Below are 23,767 nucleotides of genomic sequence, written 5' to 3'. Positions count from 1 at the left end.
CGGGTTTTGCCCGCGCCTTTTTTCTATTAGAGCGTTTCCGCCTTTCTCCGAAACGCGAAAGCGCTCTACTTATTTGTTTTTACGCATTTTCCGGGCGTAAAACCGCGACGCAATTTTACTGGAAATGCTCGATCTTAAGGACGCTCCAATGAGCCGTGACGCAGTCAAAACCCTTTTCCATCCCTTTGCCGCAGAAATACTCGACATGCCGAAAGAGGGCGAGCGCGTTCTGTTTCTGGGAGCAGAGGCCGGCCCACGGCTGGACGGTTTTGATGCGGAGATCGTCGCGGTCCAGCATCTGAGGCCGCTCTACCGGCCCCTTCAGGCGCAGGGTGCGCAGGTCACACCCGATGTTTCGGGAGAGAACTACGATGCCGCGCTTCTGCTGTGCGGCAAACACCGTGGCGAAAACGAAAACCGTATTGCCGAAGCACTTTCGCGCGTGAAAGCCGGTGGCCTCATCGTTGCTGCCGGATCGAAGGAAGACGGTATTCTGACGCTGCGCAAGACGCTGGCGAAGCTTGGCATAGAAGCGGAATCGACGCCGAAATATCACGGCGTCGCCGTCTGGTTCAGACGGCCAGACGATGTGTCATCCGCCGTGTCAAAGCTTGCCCAGCATGCCGCCACGGTAGCAGGCCGTTTCACCGCCCTGCCCGGCATGTTCTCGCATGACCGGGTGGATGACGGCTCGGAGCTTCTCGCATCGCGCCTGCCGACCGACTTTGACGGCAATGCTGCCGACTTCGGTGCAGGCTGGGGTTATCTCTCGGTCATGCTGGCGGAAAAATCGCCGCGCACGGCCCGCATCGATCTTTTCGAAGCCGACTGGAACGCGCTCGAATTCGCCAAGACCAATCTTCTCGAGAATAATCCGCGGCTGACGGCACGCTTCTTCTGGCAGGATCTGGCAAACGAACCGCCGAAGGAAAAATACGACCTGATCATCATGAACCCGCCTTTCCACGCGGCGGGACAGGCGGCGGAACCCGCCCTTGGTCAGGCCTTCATCAAGGCTGCGGCGGGCGCGCTTCGCAGCGGCGGAAAGCTGCTGATGGTTGCCAATCGCGGCATGCCCTATGAGCCGGTGCTCGCAGCAGAGTTCCGCACCAGCGGCGAGGTATGCCGCAACGCACGCTTCAAGATCCTGAGCGCGCAGAAATAATCAGTTCGGCGGAATAATCAGCTCAGCAGCCATGCCCACAGCGACACGGAAAGAACACCGGTCGCCGTGGAAATGCTGATGGTGGAGGCCGCAACGCTGTGGCCGATACCGAAACGGTTGGCGATCAGCCATGCATTCACCCCCGTCGGCACGGAAGAGGTGAGCACCAGTGCGGCCGTCCATTCCCGGCTTAGACCGAGCCCATGGCCCATGGCCCACACACAGGCGGGCAGAAGCAGCAGCTTGAAAACCGTCATGGTGACGGCGATGCCCAGATTGCCGCGAATGGTGTATTTCGTCAGCGCCATGCCGAGCGAGATAAGTGCCGCCGGTCCCGCCATGGAAGCGATCTGGTCAACCACGGTCTTGAGGATAGGCGTCAGCGTCACACCGGAAACATTGGTTGAAAGCCCGATGAAAAGGCCGATCACCAGCGGATTGGTGACGAGGTTTCGGCCCACCTGCTTGAAGACCGCAACCATGCTGCGTTTTTCGCCGCCAACCGCCTTGTGTGTGGCGTTCTCCATCAGGATCGTGCCGGCGATCATCATGACCGGCAGGTGAATGGCCAGCAGAATGGACAGGGCGACCAGCCCCTCATCTCCCACGGAGCGCCCGACGAGCGGCAGGCCGATGAAGATATTATTGGCAAAGGCCGAGGAGATGCCGGCTATGACGGCGATGCGGACATCCTGCTTGAAGACATAACGCGTGACGACATGGCCGACCGTCCAGGTTACGGCGACACCCGCAAAATATGTGAGCCATAGGCGAAAAGGCGATGCGCCGTGAAAATTCGCTTCCGCGAGCGTTCGGAAGATCAGGGTCGGCACGGCGATCTTGAACACGAAATCGCTGAGAATCTCGCCGGCATCGGCCCTGAACAGACCGGCCTTGACGGTGAGCCAGCCGATCAGGATGAGAATGAAGATGGGAGCGACGTTCGCGGCAACGGCAGACATGGAGGGAAAGCTTTCGCGGCTTTGCGGGAGATACTCCGCTTTAGAGCGTTTTCCGAGGGAATGGAATCGCGAAAACGCTATGCCGCCCTGTTTTCATGCAATGCGGAAGAACCTTCATGCTACCGGAGCAAGGCGCACGTGCCGAAGCTTCTCCCCGCTCAGTCCATGGCGCGGAGGCAATGAGCCAAAAGAAAAAGCGGGGTTTCCCCCGCCTTTTGTCATATCCGTTATATGCCGCCAGTACATCCGTGACGGAGATAACGGTGGAGCCAGAAAACCTCATGTCTTCCATTCAGGTCCGTATTCACACACCTTTTGCTCTGACCGGAGTGATAGCTTAACCATATTACAGCCAAATGACGCGTCTCGCTCTCTCGTGGAGAACGGCATATTTCCCTCATGGGCTTTTCTTGAGGCCAGAAATGTTTAAGACCATTCGGAAAATACCCACCGCCAACCGGATAGGCCCATGACGAAATTCGACGTACTGACTGTCGGCAATGCCATCGTCGACATCATTTCCCGCTGCGATGATCAGTTCCTGAACGACAATGCCATTACCAAGGGTGCGATGAACCTCATCGACGCGGAGCGGGCCGAACTGCTTTATTCGCTGATGGGACCGGCTCTGGAGGCATCCGGCGGAAGTGCGGGCAACACCGCCGCAGGCGTGGCGAATTTCGGCGGCAAGGCCGCTTATTTTGGCAAGGTGGCCGAAGATCAGCTCGGAGAAATCTTCCAGCACGACATCCGCGCGCAGGGCGTTTATTTCGAAACCAAACCGGAAGGGACGTTTCCGCCGACCGCCCGTTCGATGATCTTCGTCACCGAGGATGGCGAACGCTCGATGAACACCTATCTCGGCGCCTGCGTGGATCTCGGTCCGGAAGACGTCGAAGAGAATGTGGTGGCGGATACGAAAGTCACCTATTTCGAAGGTTATCTGTGGGATCCGCCGCGCGCCAAGGACGCCATTCGCGAATGCGCCCGCATTGCGCATGAGAACGGCCGCGAAGTCTCCATGACGCTTTCCGACAGTTTCTGCGTCGGCCGCTATCGTGAAGAATTTCTCGACCTGATGCGTTCCGGCACGGTGGACATCGTTTTCGCCAACAAGCAGGAAGCGCTTTCGCTTTACGAAACCGACGATTTCGAGCTGGCTCTGACGAAAATCGCAGCCGATTGCAAGATCGCAGCCGTGACGATGAGCGAAGAAGGCGCCGTCATCCTGCGCGGTACGGAACGCGTGAAGGTGGACGCCTATCCGGTGCATGATGTGGTCGACACGACGGGTGCCGGCGATCTTTTCGCCGCCGGCTTCCTGTTCGGCTATACGCAGGACCGGTCGCTTGAAGATTGCGGCAAACTCGGCTGCCTGGCAGCCGCCGCCGTTATTCAACAGGTCGGGCCACGCCCCATGTCATCCCTGAAGGTTCTGGGCGCGAAACACGGCCTTATTTAAAGGCCTCGCCGGGGTAAGCACCCCAGATTTCGCCCTGCGACACCCAGCCCGAGGCCTGACCGGCCTCGGCGCGGCACCAGTCACCGTTGCATTCGCCTATCCTGAAGACGACGCCCGGCTCCAGCCGGGCGATGACGGCAGCGCCCGACTGCGCATCGCGGCGCATGTTCACGTAGACTTCCTTGCCCTTGCCGCGCATCCAGGGGGCGGCAACCGCCGTGCGTTCACCCGAAAGCAGCGCCTGGTTGACCCAGCCTTCCGTGCCGTCGGCATCACGGATGCGCCGCCAGTTTTCATATTCCTGGATGATTTCCACCGGCATTCCCGATTTCAGATACATCCAGGAGACGGCATAATCCGTGCTGGGGCCGATGCGCATGTTGACGCGCTTTGATTTCAGGCTGACGAACCGCGGCAGAGGCAGGCCGCTTGCGCCCTTGGCAGCGCCCTGCGCCATGGCTTCGGTCGCCGCACCAAGGAGGCCCAAAGACAATGCAATGCAAACGATAGAAACCACACTGCGCATGCCCATTTCCGTTTCCCGCCTTCTGCAAACCGGATGATATTCGAGGAGGCTCGTTTCCACATGCCTCAAGCTTCAGCGAGATTTGTTTGTCTTCGCCGGTGGGTCTGGTAGAAACGCCCTGATTGAAAGAAATTATCGCTCTTTCTGGTTAATGACTTCTGAACAAGGCAGCGGCAAACGATGACCCACAAGAAGAGACCGACAGTCTATATCACCCGCAAATTGCCTGACGTCGTCGAAACCAGAATGCGGGAACTCTTCGATGCCGAACTGAACATCGATGATACGCAGCGCAGCGAGGAAGAGCTTGTGGCCGCCATGCAGCGGGTCGATGTTCTGGTGCCGACCGTGACCGACCGCATTACCGCCGCCATGATCGACAAGGCCGGGCCACAGCTGAAGCTGATTGCGAGCTTTTCCAACGGCATAGACCATGTGGATGTCGACGCCGCCGCCCGAAAGGGCATCACCGTCACCAACACCCCTAACGTGCTGACCGAAGACACTGCCGATATCACCATGGCGCTGGCGCTGGCCGTGCCGCGCCGCATGATCGAAGGCACACGCGTTCTCGCCAATGGTGCGGACGAATGGCTGGGCTGGTCACCGACCTGGATGCTCGGGCGGCGCATTTCCGGCAAGCGCATCGGCATTGTCGGCATGGGCCGCATCGGCACGGCGGTTGCGCGGCGCGCCAAGGCCTTCGGCCTTTCCATTCATTATCACAACCGCAAACGCGTCAATCCGGCCACCGAGACGGAGCTTGAGGCAACCTACTGGGACAGTCTTGACCAGATGCTGGCGCGGGTGGACATCGTTTCCGTCAATTGCCCCTCGACGCCGGCAACCTATCACCTGATCTCGGCGCGGCGGCTCGCGCTGATGCAGCCGACCAGCTACATCGTCAACACGGCGCGCGGCGACATCATCGATGAGGCGGCGATGATCCAGTGCCTTCGCGAAGGAAAGATCGCCGGCGCCGGGCTCGATGTCTACGAGAACGAGCCTGCGGTAAACCCAAAGCTCATCAAGCTCGCCAAGGAAGGCAAGGTCGTGCTGCTTCCGCATATGGGTTCGGCGACGATCGAAGGCCGCATCGAAATGGGCGACAAGGTCATTATCAACATCCGCACGCTGTTCGACGGCCATCGCCCGCCCAACAGGGTGCTGCCGGGGCGAAACTGAACGGGTTCAGGCAAGCCGTGTCTGATCGTCACATCGGAGGGGGAGTTCAATGGCAATCCAGGCGAAGTTTCTGCTGCTCATATCGGTCCTCATCGTTCTAATTAGCGGCCCGGCCCGTGCTGCCCCGCCCTCACCCGAGGAAACCGCGGAACTCTATTATCACGCCTGGCTGAATTTTGATCGCGCCAGCATGGTTCGCCTCAGCAAGGAATGGGGATCGTCGGGTAGCGGGCAGCGCTACACCGACATGGATCTGGTTTCCAACCCGGTTGCATGGCAGCGCAAATACAAGGGCATGCACGCTCCCAAGGGAACCACGAACGAGCAGTCCGACCAGTTCGCACGGCTCTGGGTCGCGAGCACGGAGCGGGTGCGCTGCCATGCCGAAGCTGCGCGTATCGGCTCGCAATCGCCCACGGGTCTCTCTGTGGCGCGCGTAAAGATGAACTGCTCCCTGCAGGATGTCGGGCCTGCATTCCAGCGGCTGAAGGCAGCCGCAAATGCGGAGGATATTGGCGATAAAACCCGCATGCCTTCCGCGAAACTCATGAAGCAGATGGTCGACGCCACGAAGTCGGCTCCGCTCACCCACAAGGTCGCTACGGAAATCCAGCTCGTCAGAGGTCCGGATAAAGGCGTCTGGCGGGTCGGATCGGCTGAGGTTCAGCCACAGACGGGACTTGACCGTGTCTCTTCCGTCTTTCTCTCCCAAATGCTTCAGTCCGGTCTTTTGCGATAGACTTTGCCGGGCGGAACGGAACGGCCTCAGCCGAGAAATTTCGTCATTTCAATCGAAGTCGTGCGGCTGTAACCGGGATGGGCATTTTCGGCGGTCTTGACGAAACCCCAGGCGGCGAATTTGGCATGATTGGCGATAAGCTCGATACGAGTTTCCAGCCGCAGCGCCGGTAACGCCAATTCGCGGGCCAGCGCTTCGGCCTGTTCCAGAAGCATGCTGCCGATGCCCTTTCCCTGGGCTTTCGGGGAAACACAGAGTTTGCCGACATAAAGACTGGCCAGTGGCTCCGGCCGGCAAAACAGGCAGCCCACAATCTCATCGCCATCAAGCGCCACGAAGGCGATCTCCACTCTCGCCTTCTCCGCCAGATTTTCAAGCGTCAGGCGATGGGCTGAGGATGGCGGGTCTATGACGCCATCCATATAGGCGAAGGAGGACATGATGAGCCTCAGCAATTCCTGCCAGCGACTGAATTCTTCCCCGATCTTGGCGATCTCGATCATGGTTTCTTTTCCGCTGACCGCCGCCTGTAACGAACGGTTTCGAAACGGGCTGACAGGGCATCATAAAGGAGCAGGCGGCCGATCAACGGCTCCCCGGCACCGGTGATCACCTTGATCGCCTCCATGGCCATGATGGTGCCGATCACCCCGGTCAGCGCCCCGACAATGCCCGTTTCGGCGCAATTCGGAATAAGGCCCTGTGGCGGCGGCTCGGGAAACAGATCGCGGTAACCCGGCAAAAGATTGCCATCGGCACTCGCCTCATAGGGTTTGAGCACCGTCACGGAACCATCGAAACGACCGACGGCACCCGTGACCAGCGGCCGTTTTGCGGCTTCTGCGGCGTCGGCTGCGGCATAACGCGTATCGAAATTATCCGAGCCATCAATAAGGAGATCGAAGGATGGCAGATGGTCATGCGCCCAGACCTCAGAAAACCGCTCCTCATACACAAGGGTGCGGACATGCGGGTTGAGCCGGGCGATGGCTGCACGGGCGCTTGCGGTTTTCAATTCGCCGATTGTGCCGCTATCGTGGATCACCTGCCGCTGGAGATTGGAGAGGGAAACCACATCGTCATCGATCATGCCGAGCGTGCCGACACCGGCAGCGGCCAGATAATGAAGGACAGGGGCGCCGAGACCGCCAGCCCCGATCACCAGCACGCGCGCCGCTTTCAGCCGCTGCTGCCCGGCACCGCCGATTTCCGGCAACAGAATGTGGCGCTTGTAGCGTTCGATTTCCTCCGGGCTCAGCGGGTCCATGTCGCACTCCATCTCTCTGCCGTCATGCCGTGACGCTCCCGTGGGAAACATTGAAGAATTGCGCCCGCTCGCCAAGGGCGGAGAACATCGCCGCATCCGTTCCGGTCATGAAACTCTGGCCGCCGAGTGCGTGGATGAGATCGAACAGAGCGGCACGCCTTCCCTCGTCCAGATGGGCGGCGATCTCGTCCAGCAGTAGAACCGGCGCGTGGCCGGTCATATTGGCGGTAAGCTGCGCATGGGCAAGCACCAGCCCCACCAGCAGCGCCTTCTGCTCCCCTGTTGAACAGCGTTCGGCTTCCATGTTCTTTTCCGCATGGCGCACGAAGAGATCGACGCGGTGCGGACCATCGAGCGTGCGGCCGGCTGCGGCGTCACGATACCGGCCCTCACGCAACATCAGGCCATATTCGTCTTCGAGATCAACGGCCGGCCGGTTCAGCATGTCGTCCATGAAACCGGAAAGCGAAAGCGCCGCCGATGGGAAGGCCGCGTCGCCCGCTCTGCCTTCGATGAGGCTCTTCAAAAGGCCAAGCATTTCATAACGGGCGACAGCCATGGAGATGCCGAGTTCCGCCATCTGCTTTTCTATCCCGTCCAGCCAGACCGGATCGAAACGGCCTTCAGAAAGCAGGCGGTTGCGGCCGCGCATGGCCTTTTCGAAATCGCTCGCCCGCCGCCCATGGGCAGGATCGAGCGACAGCACCAGCCGGTCGAGAAAACGCCGGCGATCCGAGGACGAGCCGGTAAAGAGACCGTCCATGGCGGGCGTCAGCCACAGCACACGCAGATGATCCGTCAATTCATCGACCGACTTCACCGATGTTCCGTTCAGCCTCAGGCGACGCGAGACCACCTCACCGTCGCCTTCGATCCCGGTCCCAATGGCAACTTCGCCATCCATGCCATCCACATCCGCAAAAATCGAAAAACCGACGGCTTCCGCACCGACGCGAGTGACATCGGACAGGGTGGCGCGGCGCAGGCCCCTTCCCGGTGAAAGAAAGGACACCGCCTCGAGGAGATTTGTCTTGCCGGAACCGTTGTCGCCCGTCAGCACCACATGGCGGTCATCAAGCGTGAGCGACGCTGCCGCATAATTGCGGAAGTCCGTGAGTTTCAGCCGTAAAAGCGACACCTTATTCGTCATCTGTACGGCCTAAAACGAACATCGCCGGATAGCAAGGTGGGGAACGTCCCTCCCATATCGAAGACCCTGCCCAACAACGCAATCCATTCTCCAGTAGCAACTTTTTTAGCGCCCGGTTATTTATGAGCCGGTCCTCATCACCGGTAACCCCATTCATGCGCCTGATCTTATCGCTCCTTCTCGCTCTCGGCCTTCTTTCATCCTGCGCAGGCAGGCCGGGGGCGGATGTGCTGCAGGCCATAAATACCAAGACCGGCGACGCGAAAATCGTGACCGCCTATGTGGCGAGCACGCGGGAAAGAAACAAGGAAGCCAAAAAGGGCTTCACCGCGGAGCGCGCGGCCGAGCCCAACTATGCACGCTTCGACATTTCCATTCCGCCCGACCATAAAAGCGGAAATATAGAATGGTCCAAAGGCAAGCCTGACCCGAAAAAGGATTTTGTCGTCACCAAAGCCGACACACTGACGAAAACACGCTTCAACGAAGATCTTGGAGATGTCACACGGTCCGGCAAACAGATCGCCCTTTTTGTCCATGGCTATAATTACAGCTATCAGGAGGCCCTGTTCCGCGCGGCACAAATGGCCGCCGACGCCAATATGGATGGCGTGCCGCTGGTCTTTTCCTGGCCGTCGCAAGCGAGCGTCACCGGTTATGTGGCCGACAAGGAATCAGCGACCTATTCGCGCGACGCGCTGGCCATGGTGCTGACCGACCTTACCCGGCAGACACCGCGAAAAAGCATTGTCGTGTTCGGTCACAGCATGGGTGGCTGGCTGGTCATGGAAGCGCTGCGGCAATTGCGCTTCGAAGGCAGGAACGATGTGCTCTCCAAACTACAGGTCGTGCTGGCCGCGCCGGATATCGACGCCGATGTGTTCCGCAAGCAGATCGAGGTGGTAGGACGGCTCAATCCGCCGCTCACCGTTCTCGTCTCCAAAGACGATCGAGCCCTGAAGGCCTCCTCTATCCTGGGGGCCGACGTCACCCGTATCGGCGCGCTGGATGTGACCGATCCGCAGGTGCAGGAGGCAGCCCTGAAAGAGGGCGTGCAATTCGTGGATATTTCCAATCTGAAGGCGTCGGACCCGCTCAACCATGACCGCTATGCGGCACTGGCATCGCTGGTGCCACAACTGGAGGCGAGCCGGAACGGCAACGGCGAAAACGGCATAGGCCGCGCGGGCGCCTTTGTGTTCGATGCAATCGGGGCAACCGTCTCCAGCCCCTTCCGGCTTGCGAGCCAGGTGGTGAACCCGCAATAGCTTTTGCGGGTCCTTTCGACATAGCGGTTTTAGAAATCCCAGTCTTCGTCTTCGGTCGCGACCGCCTTGCCGATGACATAGGATGAGCCGGAACCCGAGAAGAAGTCGTGATTTTCGTCGGCATTGGGCGAGAGCGCCGACAGGATCGCCGGATTGACCCGGCAGGCCTCGGCGGGAAACAGCGCCTCGTAACCCAGATTCATCAGCGCCTTGTTGGCGTTGTAGTGCAGGAACTGCTTGACGTCTTCGGTCAGCCCGACGCCGTCATAGAGGTCTTCGGTGTATTTCGCTTCATTGTCATAAAGCTCGAGCAAGAGATCGAAGGCGAAATCCTTGATCTCCTGTTTTTCGCTTTCGCCCAGACGCTCCAGCGCCCGCTGGAACTTGTAGCCTATGTAATAGCCGTGCACGGCCTCGTCGCGGATGATGAGACGGATCAGATCTGCGGTGTTGGTCAGCTTCGCCCGGCTTGACCAGAACATCGGCAGATAGAAGCCGGAATAGAACAGAAAGCTCTCCAGAAACACGCTGGCGACCTTCATTTTCAACGGATTGCCGCTGTCATATTCGCGCATGATGAGTGCGGATTTACGCTGCAGGAACTCGTTTTCCTCCGACCAGCGATAGGCGTCATCGACGTCAGGCGTGGAGCAGAGCGTCGAGAAGATCGAGGAATAGGAGCGTGCGTGCACGGCCTCCATGAAGGAGATGTTGGACAGTACCGCCTCCTCATGCGGCGTGGCCGAATCCGCCATCAGGCGCACGGCGCCGACACCGTTCTGGATGGTGTCGAGCAAAGTCAGTCCGGTGAAGACGCGGATCGTCAGTTTCTGCTCTTCCGGCTTCAGCGTTCCCCAGGAGGGGATGTCGTTGGAGAGCGGCACTTTTTCCGGCAGCCAGAAATTCGATGTCAGGCGGTTCCAGACTTCGAGATCCTTGTCGTCCTCGATACGGTTCCAGTTGACCGCGCGAATGCGGGACACGGGTTTTACGGCAATGTTCATTCTCTTGTCCCTCAATTCAGAGCGTGCAGGAAACGCAGCCCTGAACCTGCGTGCCTTCCAGCGCCATCTGGCGCAAACGAATGTAGTAGATCGTCTTGATGCCCTTCTTCCAGGCGTAGATCTGCGCGCGGTTGATATCGCGCGTCGTCGCCGTATCGCGGAAGAACAAAGTCAGCGACAGGCCCTGGTCGACATGCTGGGTTGCCGCCGCATAGGTGTCGATGATCTTTTCCGGGCCGATTTCATAGGCATCCTGATAATATTCGAGATTATCATTCGAGAGATAGGAAGCCGGGTAATAAACACGGCCGATCTTGCCCTCTTTGCGGATTTCGATTTTCGAGACAATCGGATGAATGGAAGAGGTGGAGTGGTTGATATAGGAGATCGAACCGGTTGGCGGTACGGCCTGGAGGTTCTGATTATAGAGGCCGGAAGCCATGACGGCCTCCTTCAAGGTTTTCCAGTCCTCCTGTGTCGGAATGGAAATGCCGGCTTTTTCGAAGAGGTCGCGGACCTTTTCCGTCGCAGGCAGCCACTCCCGGTCGGTGTATTTATCGAAATACTCGCCCGAGGCATATTTGGAGTTTTCAAAGCCCTTGAAGCTCTGGCCCCTTTCCACGGCAAGGCGATTGCTGGCGCGGATGGCGTGGTAGGTCACCGTATAGAAATAGATATTGGTGAAATCGACGCCTTCTTCGGAACCATAGAAGATGCGCTCCCGCGCCAGATAACCGTGCAGGTTCATCTGGCCGAGCCCGATGGCGTGGCTGGCATCATTGCCCTTTTCCACCGAGGGTACGGAAGAGATGTGGCTCATGTCTGACACTGCCGTCAGCGCCCGAATGGAGGTCTCGATCGTCTTGCCGAAATCGGCCGAATCCATTGCTGATGCAATGTTGAGCGAGCCGAGATTGCAGGAAATATCCTTGCCCATATGGCTATAGGACAGATCGGCGTTGAACTCGCTCGCTTCGCTGACCTGAAGAATCTCCGAGCAGAGATTGCTCATGCTGATACGACCGGCGATCGGATTGGCGCGGTTCACCGTATCCTCGAACATGATGTAGGGATAACCGCTTTCAAACTGGATTTCGGCGATGACCTGGAAGAACTCACGCGCCTTGATCTTCTTCTTGCGGATGCGGCTGTCGGCGACCATTTCATGATATTTTTCGGTGACCGAAATCTCGGTCAGCGGCACGCCATAGACCCGCTCCACATCATAGGGCGAGAACAGATACATATCCTCGTTGTTGCGGGCGAGTTCGAAGGTAATGTCGGGGATCACCACGCCGAGCGACAGGGTCTTGATGCGGATTTTTTCGTCGGCGTTTTCGCGTTTCGTATCAAGGAAACGCATGATATCCGGATGGTGGGCATGCAGATAGACCGCGCCGGCACCCTGTCGCGCGCCAAGCTGGTTGGCATAGGAAAAACTATCCTCCAGCAGCTTCATGACAGGAATGACGCCGGAAGACTGGTTTTCGATCTGCTTGATCGGCGCTCCGAATTCGCGAATATTGGTCAAGGACAGCGCCACGCCGCCGCCGCGCTTGGAAAGCTGCAGGGCCGAATTGATGGAGCGGCCTATGCTCTCCATATTGTCTTCTACACGCAGCAGAAAACACGAGACCAGCTCACCACGGCTTTTCTTGCCGGCGTTGAGAAAGGTCGGCGTTGCCGGCTGGAAGCGGCCCGAAATAATCTCGTCGACCAGATCGCGGGCAAGCTGCTCATCGCCGCGCGCCAGAGCCAGCGCCACCATGCAGACGCGATCCTCGTAACGCTCCAGATAGCGTTTTCCGTCGAAGGTCTTCAGCGTATAGGAGGTGTAATATTTGAAGGCGCCGAGAAAGGTCGGAAAGCGGAATTTCCGGGCATAGGCTTCATCGTAGAGGTCACGAACGAAATTGAAGGAATACTGGTCCAGCACCTCCTGCTCGTAATATCCTTCGGTCACCAGATAATCGAGCTTTTCCCTGAGGTTATGGAAAAAGACGGTATTCTGGTTGACGTGCTGGAGGAAATATTGCCTCGCCGCAAGGCGGTCCTTGTCGAGCTGGATTTTTCCATCCGCGTCATAGAGGTTCAGCATCGCGTTCAGCGCGTGGTAGTCCAGCCCAGTATCGACCGGTTTCTGGCTTGCGGCTACCGGCTGTTTGGCGTCCTTGCGCAGCGCGCTCGAGGTCAGCGTGTCCAAAATCGTTCCAATCCATGTTTGACATTGGCGACATCTTCCTCCGTGCCGAGAAGCTCGAAGCGATAGAGAAACGGCACCGCGCATTTGCGCGAGACGATATCTCCGGCGGATGCGAAAGCTGCGCCAAAATTCGTGTTTCCCGCCGCAATGACGCCGCGAATGAGGTTTCGGTTGGAAGGCTCGTTCAAGAACCGGATCACCGGTTTCGGCACGGCCCCTTTCGTGCCGCCGCCCCCATAGGTGGGGGTGACGAGTACATAGGGTTCCGACACATGCGGCACCTCCTCCTCGGCACCCAGCGGCAGGCGAAACAATCGTCGTCCCAGTTTCTGAAGGAAGCGATGCGTGTTTTCAGACCGGCTGGAATAATAGACGATCAGCCCCATCGCCCGCCGCCTCAGCTGATCGAGCCGATCATATCTGGACGGAAACCCGCCCAGTGGCGCTCGCCGGCGACGACCACCGGAACCTGCATGTAACCAAGGCCGCGAACATGATCGAGCGCATCCGCATCTTCGGAGATATCGATGATCTCGTAGCTCACGCCAATGCGGTCGAGTGCGCGATAGGTGGCGGTGCATTGGACGCAGGCGGGCTTGCTGTAAACGGTGACGGTCATGATTTCCTCTTTCGAAGCCGCTTTTGCACACGGCTCAACATTGCCGATTGCGATCGCAATCGGTTGGCGATGGTTCTGTCATTCAGGTGGCGGGCACGGCCTTTAGCCGTGGAAAATCATTCTCTACGCCGACGAGCGCAGGAACTCAAAAAAATGCACTGGCATGACTTCACCCCGAAGCTTGTTCTGGAGGGGGCAGAAAAGGGCGCACGCAAATCATTTGCGTCAACACCTTCCTCCGGACACCCCGCCCGTGGACGTTTGCGCTCAAGGCAGGTCTCCTGACTTGCGGGTCACAACATCTATTCCGGCCTTCCCGGAGCTTTCGGCTCCAGTGACCCAAATCGGAACGATGCTCACCGCTTACAGTTGCGGGGGCAGTTTCGGCCTTGCTCCGCCATTAATGGCGTTACGCACCGAATTCCCGTCTTAGCTCCCGACGCTTGCGAATCGGAAGAACCTCGAACACCACATATAGTATATGAGGAAATTTTCTCGTCAATAAATAGACATGGAAAAGCCCCACCCTGTGGATCAAAAAGATTCAACACAGAGTCAACAAAGGCTTAACGATAAATGGAGTTGCCGCTCAAGACGGGAAAAGCGTTAATCTATTCCCAGATATCGATGCGAATATCGGCGGGGCGAGTGTTCTCGATTACCCTTTTTCCGTTGGGAAGATCGTTCTCAAAAAGTTTGGCGTGGATCGCAGCCGCATCGAGACCGTAACCCTGCCATCTGTTCCGCAGCCTCTCTTCAAGCACCGCGACGGACGGGCCAACGAAGATGGTGAGGTCAAAGCTGTCGGAAAGCGTGGTCCAGGGCGCTTCATTCAGCAGGAGATAATTGCCTTCGGCAAGGACAAAGCGTGTCTCTGGCGGGACAGCACGGGCGGAGGCGATGGCAATTTCGCGGGAACGGTCAAAAACCGGAACAAGCACCTCCTGTCCGCCCTTGCGGACGGCGGAGACGATATCGAGGAAACCACGCACATCGAAGGTTTCGGGAGCGCCCTTTCGCGGCAGCAGCCCCCGCTCTTCGAGAATGCCATTGTCCATATGAAAGCCATCCATCGGCAGGACGGCAGCCGTTTCGCTCCGCGCCAGCAGAGCGTCGCAGAGCGCATCCGCCAGCGTGGATTTGCCGGCCCCAGGGGGACCGGCAATGGCGATGATGAAACGGGATTGGCCCTCTGCCCGCCGAAGAACGTCTTCGACGATCGTCTCAAGCTTCAGCGTCATGCGGCAAGCGTTTCCTTTGGCGCTTCCTTGGCGCCGGTCATGAAGGCAACGGCGTCGGACATGGTGTAATCCTTCGGATTGATGACGCACAGGCGCTTGCCCAGCCGGTGAATATGGATGCGATCCGCAACCTCGAAAACATGCGGCATGTTGTGAGAGATGAGAACGATCGGCAACCCGCGCGAGCGCACATCCAGAATAAGCTCCAGAACGCGGCGGCTTTCCTTGACGCCGAGCGCTGCGGTCGGCTCGTCGAGGATGACGACCTTGGAGCCAAAGGCAGCCGCGCGCGCCACGGCGACACCCTGACGCTGGCCACCGGACAGGGTTTCCACCGCCTGATTGATGTTCTGGATCGTCATCAGGCCGAGTTCCGACAGTTTCTCGCGGGCGAATTTTTCCATGGCCGGTCGGTCCAGCGCCCGAAACAGGCTTCCCTGAATTCCGGGTTTTCGGATTTCCCGGCCGAGGAACATATTGTCGGCTATGGAAAGCGCCGGTGAGAGCGCGAGGTTCTGATAGACCGTCTCGATGCCAGCCTTGCGCGCCTCGATCGGCGAGCGGAATTGGACGGGCTGGCCCTCCAGTCGGATTTCCCCTTCATCGGGTGTCACCGCGCCGGAAATCGCCTTGATGAGAGAGGATTTGCCGGCGCCGTTATCGCCGATCACCGCCAGGATTTCGCCCGGATAGAGATCGAAATCGGCATGGTCGAGAGCGGTCACGCGACCATAACGCTTGACGAGATTGCGTGCTGTGAGAATGGGTTCTTTTGCCATCAGCCTGCTACCTTTCTGATCCACTGGTCGATTGCGACAGCCATGATGATGAGGACGCCAATCAACAGATAGGTCCATTGCGGGTCTGTTCCGATAAGCCGGAGGCCGAGCGAGAAGACGCCGACGATCAGGGCGCCGAAAATCATGCCCATGATGGAGCCGCGCCCACCGAACAGCGACAGGCCGCCGATAACCACCGCAGTGATGGATTCGATATTGGCAAATTGACCGGCTGTCGGCGAAACCGAACCGATACGGCCGATGAGGGCCCAACCGGCGAAGGCGCAGATGAGACCGGAGAGCGTGTAAACCGTCGTCAGCATGCGCTTGACGTTGACGCCGGCAAGTTCGGCGGCATCCGGATCGTCACCCACCGCATAAAGATGACGGCCCCAGGCGGTTCGGTTGAGCACATACCAGAGCAAGGCGACGAGCAGAACCATGGCTATGACGCCATAGGTGAAGACCGCATTGCCAAAACGGATATTGGCGCCGAAGAATTGCAGGATCGGCGCTTGCTGGGCGATGTCCTGGGCGCGGATCGTCTCATTCGCGGAATAGAGGAAGTTGGTCGCGAGGACGATCTGCCACATGCCGAGCGTGACGATGAAAGGCGGCAGCCGCATGCGCGAAACCAGGATGCCGTTGATGAAACCGCAGAATGCGCCAACGGCAAGGCCACAGAGAATGGCAAGCTCCGCCGGCAAACCGTAGCGGAAGGTGAACTGCCCCATGACGACGGAGGACAGAACCATGATCGCACCGACCGAGAGATCGATACCCGCCGTCAGGATGACCAGCGACTGCGCCGCGCCGACGATGCCGACGATCGCCACCTGCTGCAGGATGAGGGTCAGCGAAAAGGCCGAAAAGAACTTGCCGCCGAGGAGCAGGCCGAAAACAGTCAGCGACAGCACCAGAACGATAAGCGGCACGGCGGCCGGGCTGGAATGGAGAAAATGCTGGAATTTTTCCAGCGTATTCTTGTCGTGCGTGTCGAAAGCGGCGACCTGCGTCGAACTTTCCGAGAGCACTTTTTCAAATTCATTATGCGGCTGAGACCGCACCGGCTGATCGCTCATGGATTTTCCTCCCGATCGCTCCATCGCATCGGCCCCGAAACGGGAAACCGTCTCCAAAGAGAATGATGCGTAGATTCAAAGTGTTGTGAGGCAGCCTCTGTCATCCCTTCAGGATGCGGCACACCCGTTTGTTCCTTTGTCCGATCCCCCGGATCGTGCCTGAAATCATTCTGGGTCCAAGGGCGGGGGCAAAGATTGCCCCCGCGGGTTTCAACGGCGAGGCATCAGCCCCAGCACTTGTTGAGACCTTCCTTCGTGTCGATGGAATCGAGGCCCTTGACCGGCTTGTCGGTCACCAGCGTCACGCCGGTATCGACGAAGTTCTTGCCTTCGGTCGGCTTCGGCTTTTCACCCGTGTCAGCGAACTTCTTGACGGCTTCCACGCCGAGCGCTGCCATCAGCAGCGGATATTGCTGCGAGGTCGCGCCGATCACGCCTTCAGCAACGTTCTTGACACCCGGGCAACCGCCATCGACGGACACGATCAGCACGTCCTTCTCACGACCGACCGCTTTCAGCGCCTCGTAAGCACCGGCAGCTGCAGGCTCATTGATGGTGTGAACGACGTTGATGGTCGGATCCTTCTGCAGTAGATTTTCCATCGCCGCGCGGCCGCCTTCCTCGTTACCATTGGTGACATCATGGCCGACAATGCGCGGATCGTTTTCATCGCCGATCTTGTTGATGTCCTTCACGTCGATGCCAAAGCCCTTCATGAAGCCCTGGTTGCGCAGCACATCCACGGTCGGCTGGGAGGGGGTAAGGTTGAGGAAGGCGATTTTCGCGTCCTTGACCTTGTCGCCGAGGGTGCCGGCCGCCCATTTGCCGATCAGTTCACCGGCCAGAAGATTGTCGGTGGCGAAAGTGGAATCGGCGGCATCTACGGGCTCCAGAGGTGTATCGAGAGCGATGACCAGAAGACCGGCGTCACGCGCCTTCTGCACGGCCGGAACGATGCCCTTCGTGTCGGATGCGGTGATCAGGATACCCTTGGCGCCATCGGCGATGCAGGTCTCGATGGCAGCAACCTGGCTTTCGGAATCACCGTCGATCTTGCCGGCATAGGATTTCAGCGTCACGCCGAGTTCTTTAGCCTTGGCGGTCGCACCTTCCTTCATCTTGACGAAAAAGGGATTGGTATCTGTTTTGGTGATGAGGCACACCGACGTATCGGCGGCGGACGCGACGGAAGCGAAAGAAACGCCAAGCGCAAGCGCGCCCAGAAGAGCGGAAACAGTGGTCTTCATTTGTGATCCTCCCAATGGATATTTAAGCACCGTGACGGTTACTCGACGATCCGTCTCCTCCGAGAACAGTGACCGTTGGCACAGATGGAACCACCAAAGGAAACGGCTGTCAATAAATAAATCCGATTGAATTATTAATTCGATATGGCATTCTAATATACGGCAGGGAGGAATATCGCCGCGTCGTTTAACGTTGCGATAGCAAGATTGCCATAAAGCCTGCGAGTATCGGTCATGTACGGATATGCGGGCGGGAGGATGACATTATGAGACAATCTGTCGAGACGGCGCCGCCAACGCCGCCCACCACCATGGATATGAGCGGCGGCGCCAACCAGATCGGGGTGCGCGCCTATAATGAGCGGCTCGTGCTTTCCCTCGTTCGCCGTCATGGCGGATTGTCGAAGGCTGAAATCTCCAGGCTCTGTGGTCTCTCGGCACAGACCGTCTCCGTCATCATGCGCTCACTCGAAAAGGATGGTCTTCTCATTCGTGGTGAAAGGCTGCGCGGCAAGGTGGGGCAGCCATCGACACCGATGCGCCTCAACCCCGACGCTGTCTTCTCTTTCGGCGTCAAGATCGGCCGGCGCAGCGTCGATCTCGTGCTTATGGATTTTGTCGGCCGGATCAGGCTCAAGCTGCGCAGAACCTATCCCTACCCCATGCCGGAATGGATATTGCCCTTTGTGACAGAGGGCATAACGGAACTCGAAACGAAGCTGTCTCCCGCCGAACGCCAGAAAATTGCGGGCGTCGGCATCGCCGCGCCATTTGAGTTGTGGAACTGGGCGCAGGAGGTGGGTGCACCGCAAATTGAAATGGAACGGTGGCGGGGCGTCGATATCCGCTCGGAAATTGCCGAAAATGTCAGCTATCCGGTTTTCCTGCAGAATGATGCCACCAGCGCCTGTGGCGCCGAACTGGTTTTTGGCGCGGGCCAGAACTATGCGGACTTTCTCTATATCTTTATCGGCTCCTTCATCGGCGGTGGCGTTGTTTTGAATTCGGCGCTGTTTTCCGGAAAGACGGGAACGGCCGGCGCGATCGGCCCCCTGCCGGTGCAGGGGCAGGATGGTAATACGGTTCAGCTTCTGAAGATCGCGTCGATCTTCGTTCTGGAAAACATGCTGCGCGAAAAGGACATCGATCCGCGCCCCCTCTGGTTTTCACCCGACGAATGGATCGATTTTGGTGAGCCGCTGGAAAGCTGGATCACCAAAACCGCCGCCGCACTAGCTCAGGCCGTCATTGCCGCCGCCTCCATCATCGATTTTTCCAGCGTGATCATCGATGGCGGTTTTCCCGGCTGGGTCAGAACCCGAATAGTTGCCGCCACCCGGCTCGCCCTCAAGCACCACGATCTTCAGGGCGTCACATTGCCGGAGATCATCGAAGGCGTGGTTGGCAGCCAGGCCCGGGCGATCGGGGGAGCAAGCCTACCGCTGTTTTCCCGATATCTCATCGATCAGAACGTGCTGTTCAAGGATACGACAGGCTGAGGCTTGCGGCTTCGGTGATATTTCACGCAACTCTTTGCCGGATTCAAGCGTTCAATCGCTGGCGGCATGTTCCACGATAGCCGCCAGAAAAGCCGGACCGTATCGTTCGAGCTTGGTGTCTCCCACTCCTGGTATCTGCGCCATTTCGCGCGCCGAGGCCGGTCTTGCGGCTGCAAGCTCGATAAGCGTCTTATCGTGGAAAATCACATAGGGCGGAACGTTCTGCGCGCGGGCAATTTCCATGCGCTTCGCACGCAGTGCCTCGAAGAGACTGCGATCGGCCTCCGGCAAAACCGCAGAGGCGGGCTTGCGGGTTGCCTGTTGTCGCGTTGATCGGGGGGCGGATGGTATCCTCAGCATCAGGGAAGGTTTTTCCCGCAGGAACCGCCTTCCTTCCTCGGAAATAGACAATCCACCGTGACCGGACAGATCGACCTCAATCAGGCGCAGCGCAACCATCTGGCGCAGAATGGCTCGCCAGGTGCGGTTGTCATGCTCCTTGCCGATCCCGTAAGTCGTGATGCGGTCATGCCCGAAACTGGAGATCCGCTCATCCTCCACTCCCAGCAATACGCGGATGACATAGGCCTGACCGAAACGCTCGCCGGTGCGATAAATACAGGAAAGCAGCTTCTGCGCGGCGATGGCCCCATCAAACAGGTCCGGCGGCTCCGCGCAGGTGTCGCAATTGCCGCATGGCTCACAGCGATCGCCGAAATAGGACAACAGCACCTGCCTGCGACAACCGGCGGTTTCCGCAAGACCGAGCAGCGCATCGAGCTTCTGGCGCTCCATATATTTACGCTGATCCCCAGCGTCGGACTCTTCGATAAAGCGGTTACGCAGGGCAATATCCTCATAACCGTAGAGCATGAGTACCTCTGACGGCAGGCCATCACGGCCGGCGCGGCCGGTTTCCTGATAATAAGCTTCGATGCTGCCGGGCAGATCAATATGCACAACGAAACGTACATCTGGCTTGTCGATGCCCATGCCGAAGGCAACGGTTGCAACGATGATGACCGCCTCGCCGTGCTGGAAACGGGTCTGGTTCGCCTCGCGGGCAGATTTATCCATGCCGGCGTGATAGGGCAGCGCATCGCGACCTTCCTCGCGCAGCCACGCCGCCGTCTCGTCGACCTTGCGTTTGGAAAGGCAATAAACGATACCGCTTTCCTCTTCGCGACCTTTCAGAAAGCGCTTTAGCTGCGCGCGGGGATTATCCTTTTCCATGATCGCGTAGCGGATATTGGGGCGATCAAAGCCCGCGATAAAGGCATCGCTTCCTTCGATCCCTAGATGCCCTAAAATTTCCGCGCGGGTTGGCTCGTCCGCAGTCGCCGTCAGCGCCATGCGTGGGGTATCCGGAAAGCGTTCGATCAGCGCGTCGAGCTGGCGGTATGGCGGGCGGAAATCATGCCCCCACTGCGACAGGCAATGAGCCTCGTCGACCGCAATCAGCGACAGGGTAATCGGTTGAAGCGCATCCAGAACATCGGGCTTGAGAAGCGTCTCCGGCGCCGCATAAAGAATGTCGACTTTACCCGCACGCATATCCTGCCAAAGCGCCCGTCGCTCGTCCGGCAAAAGATCGGAATTCAGAGCTTCAGCCCGCACGCCCGCCTGACGCAGGGCGGCTACCTGATCGACCATCAGCGCGATCAGGGGCGAAACGATCAACCCCATGCCGTTACGGGCGAGCGCCGGGATCTGGTAACAAAGCGACTTCCCGCCCCCGGTCGGCATCAACACGAAAGCATTGTTGCCCGCCATCACATGCCGAATGATTTCGGCCTGCTGCCCGCGAAACGTATCGTAGCCATAGACGGCCTTGAGGATCTGCAAAGGATCGGTGGTCACGGCGGCTTTCTTCTGAGCTGGACGGTTGGCGCATCATGGCCAAATCCGGGTCTATCGCAATGCCGAAAGGCTGAATCAGCCGCATAAAACGAGTGGGAATTGCAGGTTGATGCTCAGCCTGTTTCAACAGCCTGAGGTCCGGGCTGTTCAAACACCAAAAGGGCTCCGAGTTTCCCCGGAGCCCTTTGATTGATGCTTGTATTTTTGGTTGCGGGGGCAGGATTTGAACCTGCGGCCTTCAGGTTATGAGCCTGACGAGCTACCGGGCTGCTCCACCCCGCGGAATGCGTTATCATAGCATAAAGGCCGCTTTATGCGGCCTTTTGATCGGGGCTTGAAGCCCTTTATTTGTGATTGAGAAGATGTTTGTTGCGTTTTGCAGACCTGGCAGCGACCTACTCTCCCGCGTCTTGAGACGAAGTACCATTGGCGCTGGGGCGTTTCACGGCCGTGTTCGGAAAGGGAACGGGTGCAGCCGCCCCGCGATAACCACCAGGTCGGCAAAACGCAACAGAGTTCATGTTTTCACATGACTGTTGTTTCGAGAAGCTGGGAAGCTTGCGCTTCGTTTTAATTTACACGTCTTTCTGTGACCTGTCCGTATGTTTCCCATACAGACCAGAGGTCGTCGCGCCCTGTGGCGCGGCCCGTCCGGAGCCCTTCGGGCGTCAGGACAGAACAGATGATGCTCATCTTCGATGAGCATGAACAATGGGAACGAAGAAGTCGATCGAGCTATTAGTAACGGTAAGCTTCACATGTTGCCATGCTTCCACACCCGTCCTATCAACGTGGTCGTCTTCCACGGCTCTGATAGGGAACACTCGTTTTCAGGTTGGTTTCCCGCTTAGATGCCTTCAGCGGTTATCCATTCCGTATATAGCTACTCTGCTATGCCCTTGGCAGGACAACAGATCCACCAGAGATACGTCCATCCCGGTCCTCTCGTACTAGGGACAGATCCTGTCAATATTCCTACACCCACGGCAGATAGGGACCGAACTGTCTCACGACGTTCTGAACCCAACTCACGTACCGCTTTAAATGGCGAACAGCCATACCCTTGGGACCTGCTCCAGCCCCAGGATGCGATGAGTCGACATCGAGGTGCCAAACAACCCCGTCGATATGGACTCTTGGGGGTCATCAGCCTGTTATCCCCGGCGTACCTTTTATCCGTTGAGCGATGGCCCTTCCACACGGGACCACCGGATCACTATGACCGACTTTCGTCTCTGCTCGACTTGTCAGTCTCGCAGTCAGGCGGGCTTATGCCATTGCACTCGACGACCGATTTCCGACCGGTCTGAGCCCACCATCGCGCGCCTCCGTTACTCTTTCGGAGGCGACCGCCCCAGTCAAACTACCCACCATACACTGTCCCGGATCCGGATAACGGACCGCGGTTAGACATCCACGAAGATAAGGGTGGTATTTCAAGGATGGCTCCACAAAGACTGGCGTCCCTGCTTCAAAGCCTACCACCTATCCTACACATGCCTTGGCGAATGCCAGTGTAAAGCTATAGTAAAGGTGCACGGGGTCTTTCCGTCTGACCGCAGGAACCCCGCATCTTCACGGGGAATTCAATTTCACTGAGTCTATGTTGGAGACAGCGGGGAAGTCGTTACGCCATTCGTGCAGGTCGGAACTTACCCGACAAGGAATTTCGCTACCTTAGGACCGTTATAGTTACGGCCGCCGTTTACTGGGGCTTCAGTTCAGAGCTTGCACCCCTCCCTTTAACCTTCCAGCACCGGGCAGGCGTCAGACCCTATACGTCGTATTGCTACTTCGCAGAGCCCTGTGTTTTTGATAAACAGTCGCTACCCCCTGGTCTGTGCCACCCCATCATAGTTGCCTAAAATGGGGTCACGCTTCTTCCGAAGTTACGCGTGCAATTTGCCGAGTTCCTTCAACATAGTTCTCTCAAGCGCCTTGGTATACTCTACCTGACCACCTGTGTCGGTTTCGGGTACGGTCTATACGGTGGAGCTATTTCCTGGAACCTCTTCGCCGCACATTCAATCCAATAAGAATGTACAACACACGAGATCCGTCACTACCACCAGGCCCACGAATATTAACGTGGTTCCCATCGACTACGCGTGTCCGCCTCGTCTTAGGGGCCGGCTAACCCTGCTCAGATTAACTTTAAGCAGGAACCCTTGGTCTTTCGGCGAGGGAGTCTCTCACTCCCTTTATCGTTACTCATGTCAACATTCGCACTTCCGATATCTCCAGCAGCCCTCACGGGTCCGCCTTCACAGACTTACGGAACGCTCCGCTACCACATGCCTTACGGCATATCCTCAGCTTCGGTGCATGGCTTTAGCCCCGTTACATTTTCGGCGCAAAGACCCTTATTTAGACCAGTGAGCTGTTACGCTTTCTTTAAATGATGGCTGCTTCTAAGCCAACATCCTGGTTGTTTTGGGATCCTCACATCCTTTCCCACTTAGCCATGACTTGGGGACCTTAGCTGGAGGTCAGGGTTGTTGCCCTTTTC

Annotated in this window: 20 protein-coding genes, 1 tRNA gene, 2 rRNA genes and 1 riboswitch (1 of these 24 running past the window's edge); of the genes, 6 read left to right on the top strand and 17 right to left on the bottom strand. The window is 58.1% G+C overall.

Features of this window, described 5'->3' with window-relative positions; all coding sequences use genetic code 11:
- The first annotated feature begins 148 nt into the window (after window positions 1–148).
- A complete protein-coding gene (locus JZY08_RS13955; protein WP_216330467.1) occupies window positions 149–1,165 on the top strand; it encodes a class I SAM-dependent methyltransferase in 1,017 nt (338 codons plus the stop codon).
- A gap of 17 nt (window positions 1,166–1,182) precedes the next feature.
- Here JZY08_RS13955 and JZY08_RS13950 read toward each other — a convergent pair whose 3' ends face one another.
- Window positions 1,183–2,127, bottom strand: coding sequence for an AEC family transporter (locus JZY08_RS13950; RefSeq protein ID WP_216330466.1), 945 nt, complete (start codon window positions 2,125–2,127; stop codon window positions 1,183–1,185).
- A gap of 469 nt (window positions 2,128–2,596) precedes the next feature.
- On the opposite strand from JZY08_RS13950, the gene JZY08_RS13945 reads away from it, so the two are divergent.
- Window positions 2,597–3,589 carry an adenosine kinase gene (locus JZY08_RS13945; RefSeq protein ID WP_082183365.1) on the top strand — a complete coding sequence of 331 codons (993 nt, stop codon included), beginning with the start codon at window positions 2,597–2,599 and terminating at the stop codon, window positions 3,587–3,589.
- Here the strand turns inward: JZY08_RS13945 and JZY08_RS13940 are convergent.
- Entirely contained in the window at window positions 3,582–4,115 is a 534-nt protein-coding gene (locus JZY08_RS13940; RefSeq protein WP_175414384.1) for an SH3 domain-containing protein, read from the bottom strand. The two genes, JZY08_RS13945 and JZY08_RS13940, sit on opposite strands and share 8 nt — an antisense overlap.
- A 180-nt stretch (window positions 4,116–4,295) precedes the next feature.
- Between JZY08_RS13940 and JZY08_RS13935 the strand changes: the two genes are divergently transcribed.
- On the top strand, window positions 4,296–5,300 hold the full coding sequence (locus JZY08_RS13935; RefSeq protein WP_216330465.1) for a D-glycerate dehydrogenase: 1,005 nt from the start codon (window positions 4,296–4,298) through the stop codon (window positions 5,298–5,300).
- Between the two features lie 49 nt (window positions 5,301–5,349).
- Complete coding sequence (locus JZY08_RS13930) at window positions 5,350–6,039, top strand: hypothetical protein (RefSeq protein WP_216330464.1); 690 nt, start codon at window positions 5,350–5,352, stop codon at window positions 6,037–6,039.
- A gap of 26 nt (window positions 6,040–6,065) precedes the next feature.
- On the opposite strand, the gene JZY08_RS13925 is transcribed toward JZY08_RS13930, so the two are convergent.
- Genes JZY08_RS13925 through recF form a run of 3 tightly spaced genes read right to left on the bottom strand, consistent with a single transcriptional unit; the run spans window position 6,066 to window position 8,456 of the window.
- The gene (locus JZY08_RS13925; RefSeq protein ID WP_216330463.1) at window positions 6,066–6,542 is read right to left on the bottom strand and encodes a GNAT family N-acetyltransferase; all 477 of its coding nucleotides are present in this window, start codon (window positions 6,540–6,542) and stop codon (window positions 6,066–6,068) included.
- On the bottom strand, window positions 6,539–7,306 hold the full coding sequence (locus JZY08_RS13920) for a molybdopterin-synthase adenylyltransferase MoeB (RefSeq protein WP_216330462.1): 768 nt from the start codon (window positions 7,304–7,306) through the stop codon (window positions 6,539–6,541). The genes JZY08_RS13925 and JZY08_RS13920 overlap by 4 nt, the downstream gene beginning before the upstream one ends.
- A gap of 22 nt (window positions 7,307–7,328) precedes the next feature.
- Window positions 7,329–8,456, bottom strand: a complete 1,128-nt coding sequence (gene recF / locus JZY08_RS13915; protein ID WP_216330461.1) for a DNA replication/repair protein RecF — start codon at window positions 8,454–8,456, stop codon at window positions 7,329–7,331.
- Window positions 8,457–8,611: 155 nt separating this feature from the next.
- Here recF and JZY08_RS13910 point away from each other — a divergent pair, with 155 nt between their 5' ends.
- A complete protein-coding gene (locus JZY08_RS13910) occupies window positions 8,612–9,724 on the top strand; it encodes an alpha/beta hydrolase (RefSeq protein ID WP_003492919.1) in 1,113 nt (370 codons plus the stop codon).
- 29 nt (window positions 9,725–9,753) lie between these two features.
- Here the strand turns inward: JZY08_RS13910 and nrdF are convergent, their stop codons facing one another.
- From nrdF to JZY08_RS13870, 8 genes are all read right to left on the bottom strand, one after another.
- On the bottom strand, window positions 9,754–10,728 hold the full coding sequence (nrdF, locus tag JZY08_RS13905; RefSeq protein WP_003492917.1) for a class 1b ribonucleoside-diphosphate reductase subunit beta: 975 nt from the start codon (window positions 10,726–10,728) through the stop codon (window positions 9,754–9,756).
- Between the two features lie 16 nt (window positions 10,729–10,744).
- Window positions 10,745–12,931, bottom strand: coding sequence for a class 1b ribonucleoside-diphosphate reductase subunit alpha (gene nrdE / locus JZY08_RS13900; RefSeq protein ID WP_137038439.1), 2,187 nt, complete (start codon window positions 12,929–12,931; stop codon window positions 10,745–10,747).
- Entirely contained in the window at window positions 12,919–13,317 is a 399-nt protein-coding gene (nrdI, locus tag JZY08_RS13895; RefSeq protein ID WP_082183347.1) for a class Ib ribonucleoside-diphosphate reductase assembly flavoprotein NrdI, read from the bottom strand. Before nrdI ends, nrdE begins: the two co-directional genes overlap by 13 nt.
- A gap of 11 nt (window positions 13,318–13,328) precedes the next feature.
- On the bottom strand, window positions 13,329–13,550 hold the full coding sequence (nrdH, locus tag JZY08_RS13890) for a glutaredoxin-like protein NrdH (protein ID WP_003492911.1): 222 nt from the start codon (window positions 13,548–13,550) through the stop codon (window positions 13,329–13,331).
- Between the two features lie 253 nt (window positions 13,551–13,803).
- Window positions 13,804–14,029, bottom strand: a riboswitch (cobalamin riboswitch).
- Between the two features lie 132 nt (window positions 14,030–14,161).
- Window positions 14,162–14,791: a nucleoside triphosphate hydrolase gene (locus JZY08_RS13885; protein WP_216330460.1), complete on the bottom strand. Its 630-nt coding sequence runs from the start codon at window positions 14,789–14,791 to the stop codon at window positions 14,162–14,164.
- A complete protein-coding gene (locus tag JZY08_RS13880; protein WP_035241325.1) occupies window positions 14,788–15,570 on the bottom strand; it encodes an ATP-binding cassette domain-containing protein in 783 nt (260 codons plus the stop codon). The genes JZY08_RS13885 and JZY08_RS13880 overlap by 4 nt, the downstream gene beginning before the upstream one ends.
- Window positions 15,570–16,652 carry an ABC transporter permease gene (locus JZY08_RS13875; protein ID WP_216330459.1) on the bottom strand — a complete coding sequence of 361 codons (1,083 nt, stop codon included), beginning with the start codon at window positions 16,650–16,652 and terminating at the stop codon, window positions 15,570–15,572. Before JZY08_RS13875 ends, JZY08_RS13880 begins: the two co-directional genes overlap by 1 nt.
- 224 nt (window positions 16,653–16,876) lie before the next feature.
- Window positions 16,877–17,899, bottom strand: a complete 1,023-nt coding sequence (locus JZY08_RS13870) for a sugar ABC transporter substrate-binding protein (RefSeq protein ID WP_216330458.1) — start codon at window positions 17,897–17,899, stop codon at window positions 16,877–16,879.
- Window positions 17,900–18,165: 266 nt separating this feature from the next.
- On the opposite strand from JZY08_RS13870, the gene JZY08_RS13865 reads away from it, so the two are divergent.
- Window positions 18,166–19,398: an ROK family transcriptional regulator gene (locus JZY08_RS13865; protein ID WP_003492901.1), complete on the top strand. Its 1,233-nt coding sequence runs from the start codon at window positions 18,166–18,168 to the stop codon at window positions 19,396–19,398.
- 51 nt (window positions 19,399–19,449) lie between these two features.
- Here JZY08_RS13865 and recQ read toward each other — a convergent pair whose 3' ends face one another.
- From recQ to JZY08_RS13845, 4 genes are all read right to left on the bottom strand, one after another.
- Entirely contained in the window at window positions 19,450–21,258 is a 1,809-nt protein-coding gene (gene recQ / locus JZY08_RS13860) for a DNA helicase RecQ (RefSeq protein ID WP_216330457.1), read from the bottom strand.
- 205 nt (window positions 21,259–21,463) lie between these two features.
- Window positions 21,464–21,540 (bottom strand) — tRNA-Met (locus JZY08_RS13855).
- Between the two features lie 100 nt (window positions 21,541–21,640).
- Window positions 21,641–21,755: ribosomal RNA gene (rrf, locus tag JZY08_RS13850) — 5S ribosomal RNA — on the bottom strand.
- A gap of 220 nt (window positions 21,756–21,975) precedes the next feature.
- Window positions 21,976–23,767: ribosomal RNA gene (locus JZY08_RS13845) — 23S ribosomal RNA — on the bottom strand; it runs 1,004 nt beyond the window's last position.

The sequence above is a fragment of the Rhizobium sp. X9 genome (genome assembly GCF_018873185.1).
Taxonomy (GTDB): Bacteria; Pseudomonadota; Alphaproteobacteria; order Rhizobiales; family Rhizobiaceae; genus Agrobacterium; species Agrobacterium oryzihabitans.
This window is presented reverse-complemented; position numbering and strand designations above follow the sequence as displayed.